Consider the following 6,048-nt stretch of genomic DNA (forward strand, 5'->3'; position numbering starts at 1 on the left):
TCCGTCGTTCGGCGGGCGGCTTCGGGCCGGCTGCGCCTCAACCGCATCACCGGCAGTACGGCGATCTGTGTCGTCATACCCATCAAACGCGGACCGAAACGGAACTGTTGCACATTCGGCCAGGCGCTGAAGCGTCACCGCCCGGCGTGCTGTTCGGCTACTCACGGCAAGCTTCTCATTATTCGGGCACATCATCGCCTTTCAGGTCGAGAATGACCAGGTGAGCAACTACGACCACGACCCGGGCCGCGTCGACTGGCTCGACCTCGGACCGGACCCGGATGAGGGCCGCAAGCCGGCGGATCCTCGGCGCCGGTACCTGTGGTACGGCGCGGCCGCCGGGCTGGTGGTGGTGGCGCTGTTGCTGACCCAGACGCAGCACGGCACGAACCGGGCGGCGACGTCGCCCCGTTCGCCGTCCGCGACCGGCACGTCGAGCGCGCAGTCGCGCACCCTCTCCTCGAGTCCAGTGTCTTCCGGATCGTTCGTCGACCCGCCGCCGACCTCGGTCAGTGCATCCCCGGGTGGGCTGTCCGGCGGCTTGACGACCGGAGCGCGGCTGGCCCCGGCGAAGGTCACCAACCTCGGGCATCCGCTGCTCGACGTGCCCGCCGACTGGGAGCTGTTCGCCTGGGGCCCGGACGTCGTCGTCCGGATCCAGCTCGCGCTCGGGCGGATCACCACCACCGCGGTGCCGGTGTCGGGCCGCAACGCTCCGGTGGTGTTCCTCGTCGGCTCCGACCGCGTCCTGGTCCGCTCGCTGGACGACACGACCGGTTATGTCGTACGCGATGGAAAGCGGGCCGCGGAGCTGCCGCTGTCCCTGCAGCACGGGGCGTGGATGCTGCCGGGCCCCGACCAGCAGCACCTGTGGCTCGACCTGCCTGGCACTGAGCAGTACGTGCTGGCGCTGCTGACACTGGACGGCAGCCCTACCGGGGTCACGATCGAGGTTCCGGCCGGTACCGGCGTGCAGGGTCCCGATGGTGCCGGTTACCTGTTGTTGGCAGGCATCGGCGGCGTCTATGACGTCCGGCCCGGCAGCGTCCACCGGATCACCACCGGAGTCCTGCTTGCCGGCGGGCCCACCCGGTGGCTCACCGTCGAGTGTGATGACAGCCTTTCCTGCGCCAACGTCGTCATCGACAGGCGCAGCGGCGCTCGCCACAGCTTGGATACGCCGGTCTACTCCCTCGCGCCCAACTCCGGCACGATCTCACCCGATGGCAGGACCGCGGCCATGCTGCTGCTCCACGACGGCATCAGCTCGGGCGGCATCCATTTGCTGGACCTCGACTCAGGCGCCGACCGCTCGATCGATGTGACGCCCCCGGGAGGTGAGAACCAGATGAGTCCGCAGTTGGTCTGGTCGCCGGACAGCCGTTGGCTTTTCGTCACTGACGCCGGCGGCCGGGTGATGATCATCAACCGGGCCACCGGCGTGGCCAAGCCGCTCGGGACGCGGCTCCCGCCGCTCACTCAACTGGCCTTGCGGCACGGCGCCGGCTAGAAGGCACCGCCGAACTCTCTGTTTGCATTGTCATGGAGTATAGGCTGGGACGCGCGGCAACGAACTTGGGCAGCTGGCCCGGGTAGCGCGCTCGCACTGCCGAACGGGGCAGTGGAGGATAATGACGTGGTGAACGAACGGGACCCGGATGCGGGCACGGAGCACTGGCTCGATCTCGGCCCGGACCCTGACCTGGACAGCGACCCGCGCCATCCCGGCGGCTGGCGGTGGTGGTCCCTGCTGGTCGCCGCGATGGCGGTGGCGGCGCTGCTGTTGACCCAGAACCAGCGCGCCACCCATCCGCTGCCCGGTACCGACCCGGCCGGGGCCAGCGTTACGCGATCCGCTTCAGTGGCGGCCCGCCCGTTGCCCGAGTCGCACTCGCCGCCCCGGCGTACCGGTTCGCCGTTGTCCGGGCAATCGTTGTCCGGGATGTTGTTCGGGGCATCGCCTGCTCCCACGGCGGTGGAGCCGGCCGGGGCCCAGGCAAGCGCCGTCTCGGTCACCGATCTCGGCCATCCGTTGCTCGCGGTTCCCGCCGGCTGGGAGCTGTTCGGGCAAGGCCCGGGGATAGTCGTACGGATCGAACTCGGGCGCGGCCGGGTGACCCGCACGTCGGTGCCGGAAGTGGGCAGTGCCAGCCCGATCTTCTTCGTGGTGGGGCATGACCGGGCCATCGTCCATCCGATGGATTCGGTGCCCGGTTATGTCGTGCGCGATGGAAAGCCCGCCACCCAGCTGCCGCCCGCGCTCGACCAGGCCGCCTCGGCGCTGCCCGGTCCGGACCCGTGGCACCTGTGGGCCGAGACCGAGACCGGAACCGCGACGGCGTTGTCACTGCTCACCCTGGACGGCCGCCCGGCCGGCGTCCAGGTTCCCATTCCCAAGGACGCGACGGTGCAAGCCTCGGACCGGGCGGGCAACGTCCTGATGTTCGGCATCGGCGGGATGTATGACCTGCGCCAGGACGGCATGCACCGGATCACCGGCGGAACCCTGCTGGCGGTGGGTCCCACCCGTTGGCTCACCCTGGAGTGCGACGAGAGCTATCGCTGCGACAGCGTGGTGATCGACCGAGCAACCGGTGCCCGGCAGACCGTGAAGGCCTCGCTGGATGCCTATGAGCAGAACGCCGGCGCCATCTCCCCCGACGGCCGGACGGCGGCGTTGCTGCAACCCAACGGGATCGGCGCCAGCACCGTGCACCTGCTGGATCTGAGCACCGGCGCCGACCGCCTGACCGGCGTGACGACCAGCTCGGACCAGACCCTCGGGGGCCGGACGTTCGTCTGGTCACCCGACAGCCGCTGGCTGTTCGTCACCAACGGCGCCGGCCGGGTGCTGGCGATCGACCGCGCCGGCCGCGCCATCTCCCTCGACGTCCACGTCGGCGCGATCGACCAGCTCGCCCTGCGGACCACACGGCGCTGACGGTCGCCGCGGCGGTTCAGGGTGAGCTGAGGCGTGCGCTACTGCTGCCCGAATGTGTTCTTCACATAAGGGTGAATCGGTAGTACGGACAGCACAATCTGACGCTAGGGGCGGTGGAGCTTCGTCCTGATGCCTTCCGATATGACCACGTCAGGCGCTACGGTCCGACTCCTCAAACCGGCAAGCGACACGGGGGTGCGCTATGCGCAGAAAGATCATTGTGTTCCTGGTGGCAGCAAGCGTGCTGGCGTGCACGCTGTTGCTGACAACAGCCTCGCAGGCAACCACCACCTCCAGCGTCGATCTTGCGATCACCGGCAACACGGTCGCTGGGTACACCAAGGCTCAGCACGGTCAGGAGCTTCCGGTGGTGTTCACCATCAAGAATCTCAGCACGACGACCGCCGCCTCGGTCTCCTTCTACTTCACGCTCACGCACGCCACCGCCGGGGCATCGGACTACACCTGTCCGCTCATCTCCAATCACTACAACATCAATCCCGACACCCCGGCCTGTGAGCCTGGAGTGCTCGGTTACGGCAGGAGCACCAGCGCGGCCATCATGGTGAACCCGACGATCTACAGCGGCACCGTGACGGTCAAGGCGTGCGCCCAGGACCTCGACGGCTACAGCGATCCGGTTTCCAGCAATAATTGCAAGACGGTCAGCATCGCGATCGGTTGACCGCTGGCAGCGGGACCGGGGCAGCGCTGAGGAACGCTGCCGGTCAGCGCCGCCGAACGCTGCCGGTCAGCTGAGCGTGGTGTCGGCGTAACAGGCCATCGCGTCGCGGTAGAACTCGGCCAGGCCGTCGGCGATCCGGTCGTAATTCGCCTTGAAGCGCTCATCCTCGACGTACATCCGGCCCAGGCCCTTGAACGCGGCGGCGTCCGGGGTCCAGAACCGGCAGACGCCGTGATAGGCGGCGTCGATCTCGGCCTGCACGGCCGGGCTGTCGACCTGCTCGCCGGCCGCCATCAACTCCGCCATCCGGATCATGGCCGCCGTCATTTCCCGCTGCAGCTGCTCGGTGTCCTGCGCGGTCAGGCTGTCGGTGAACCGTCTGGACTGCTCGTACTCCTCGGGCCACCGCTGGCGGGCCTCGTCCTCGTAGGCCGATGGGTCAAAGCCCTCGAAGAGGTTCTCCGGCCGGTTGATCTGGGCCATGTCACTGTTTCCTTCCGCTTCCAACTGGTCGATGGTCCGCGCCACCGTCCGGGCGAGCACCGTGAGCCGGTCCCGCTCGTGCAGTAGCCGCTGACGGTGCTCGCGCAGCGCCCGCACCGGGTCACGCTGCCTGTCGAGGATCTCCGCGATGTCGGAAAGCCCCAGGCCGAGCTCGCGCAGCAGCAGGATCTGCTGGAGCCGCAGCAGTTCGGTCTGCTCGTAGTAGCGATAACCGTTGGCGCCGAGGTGTGCCGGTGGCAACAGGCCGATCTCGTCGTAATGCCGCAGGGTGCGCGAACTGACCCCCGACATCCGGGCCACCTCGGCGATCGACCAGGGCACCGTGCCAGCTCTCCCCTCCCGCGCTCGTGCTTACTCGCCTGCAGCCGTTCGGTTGCCTTGGCCGGCCTGGGCGCTGGTCTCCGACGTTAAACGTTGACGCCACGGCAAGGTCAAGCTCAGCCGGTGGCCGGCCTGACCGAGCGCACGATGGGCACCAGCCGGCCGGCCTGGTCCACCACCGCGATGTCACCCTGCTGGTCGGTACGGGCCACCGGCACCCCGAGCCGCGCCAGCTCGGCGAGCAGCAGCGGTGACGGGTGGCCGTAGTCGTTGCCCGCGCCGACCGAGATCAACCCCAACCGGGCGTGAACGGCCTGCAGGAAGGCCGGGTCGGAGTAGGCGCTGCCGTGGTGCGGCACCTTCAGGATGTCGGCGTGCAGGTCGGTGCCGGAGCTCAGCAGGTCGTCCTGGGCCTCGATCTCGGCATCGCCGGGCAGCATGATCCGCACGCCTGCCACCGTCGCCCGCAGCACCACCGAGGAGTTGTTCGGATCCGAGCGCGAGCCGGCGAACACGTGGCTCGGGCCCAGGACGTCGAGGTGGGCCTGGCCGGCCTCCACGCTCTGGCCGGCTTCGGCCTGCTCCAGGCGGACATGGTGGCTGGCCAGCACCGACAGCACCAGCCGGTAACCGGTGACCGGGTCGGTGAGCGGAGAGCTCAGCACCCGGTCGACCTCGCGCTCGTGCAGCACCCCGGACACGCCACCGACGTGGTCGAGATGATCGTGGGTCAGCACCAGTAACCGGATCCGGGTCACCCCGAGTTCGTGCAGGCAGCGATCCACCGGCACCGGGTCGGGGCCGGCATCGACCACGACGGCGCTGCCCTGCCCGGCATTGAGCACCAGCGCGTCACCCTGCCCGATGTCGCAGGCGACCATGATCCAGCCCGGTGGCGGCCAGCTGATCAGCACCGCCCGGCCGGGGATCTGGATCAGCACCCCGAGCACGGCCGCGACCCCCAGCAGCGCCCGGGCAGCCGGCCGGCGGCAGAGCAGCACCACCCCGGTGCTCAGCGCTGCCAGCAGCAGCCCACCGCGGACGCCGGAGGGCCAGGGCAGCGAGGCGCCGGGCAGCGACCCGAAGTACTCGGCGACCCAGACCAGCCACCGGCACGGCCAGCCGGCCAGCTGCGCCAGCAGCACCGCCAGCGGCAGCCACAGCACCGAGCTGAGCGCCGCCAGCAGCCCGAGGATGGTGGCGGCCCCGACCACCGGCTCGGCCAGCACGTTCGCCGGGATCGCCACCAGGCTGATCCGGCCGCTGATGCCGGCGATGATCGGCACCGTGACCAGGTGAGCCGCGGCGGCGACCGCCAGCGCCTCCGCCAGTCCTGCCGGCACCCCACGCCGGCGCAGCGCCTGCACCCAGCCCGGGGCCACCAGCAGCAGCGCCGCCGTCGCGGTGACCGACAGGGTGAAGCCGAAGTCGACCGCGAGGCCGGGCTGCCAGAGCAGCAGTCCGAAGGTGCTGGCGGCCAGCACCGGCAACGCCGAGCGCTGCCGCCCGGTGGCCAGCGCGACCAGGGCGATGCCGGCCATCACGGCGGCTCGCAGCACGCTCGGCGACGGGCGTGCCAGCACCACGAAACCGACCA

6 protein-coding genes are annotated in these 6,048 nt (G+C 69.8%); 4 read left to right on the forward strand and 2 right to left on the reverse strand.

Going from position 1 to position 6,048, the window contains the following annotated elements; translation table 11 throughout:
• From VF542_RS09230 to VF542_RS09245, 4 genes are all read left to right on the forward strand, one after another.
• On the forward strand, nucleotides 1-216 hold a 216-nt coding region (locus VF542_RS09230; protein ID WP_408651409.1), incomplete at its 5' end, for a hypothetical protein.
• 4 nt (nucleotides 217-220) lie between these two features.
• Nucleotides 221-1,510 carry a TolB family protein gene (locus VF542_RS09235; RefSeq protein ID WP_408651410.1) on the forward strand — a complete coding sequence of 430 codons (1,290 nt, stop codon included), beginning with the start codon at nucleotides 221-223 and terminating at the stop codon, nucleotides 1,508-1,510.
• A 126-nt stretch (nucleotides 1,511-1,636) separates the two neighbouring features.
• Nucleotides 1,637-2,941, forward strand: a complete 1,305-nt coding sequence (locus tag VF542_RS09240; RefSeq protein ID WP_408651411.1) for a hypothetical protein — start codon at nucleotides 1,637-1,639, stop codon at nucleotides 2,939-2,941.
• Nucleotides 2,942-3,170: 229 nt separating this feature from the next.
• Nucleotides 3,171-3,626 (forward strand): hypothetical protein, encoded by a 456-nt coding sequence (locus VF542_RS09245; RefSeq protein ID WP_408651412.1) that lies wholly within the window; start codon nucleotides 3,171-3,173, stop codon nucleotides 3,624-3,626.
• 66 nt (nucleotides 3,627-3,692) lie between these two features.
• On the opposite strand, the gene VF542_RS09250 is transcribed toward VF542_RS09245, so the two are convergent.
• Entirely contained in the window at nucleotides 3,693-4,451 is a 759-nt protein-coding gene (locus tag VF542_RS09250) for a MerR family transcriptional regulator (RefSeq protein WP_408651413.1), read from the reverse strand.
• 116 nt (nucleotides 4,452-4,567) lie between these two features.
• A partial coding sequence (locus VF542_RS09255) for a ComEC/Rec2 family competence protein (RefSeq protein WP_408651414.1) occupies nucleotides 4,568-6,048 on the reverse strand: 1,481 nt, incomplete at its 5' end.

The sequence above is a fragment of the Jatrophihabitans sp. genome, from assembly GCF_036389215.1.
In the GTDB taxonomy this organism is placed as follows: domain Bacteria; phylum Actinomycetota; class Actinomycetes; order Mycobacteriales; family Jatrophihabitantaceae; genus Jatrophihabitans_A.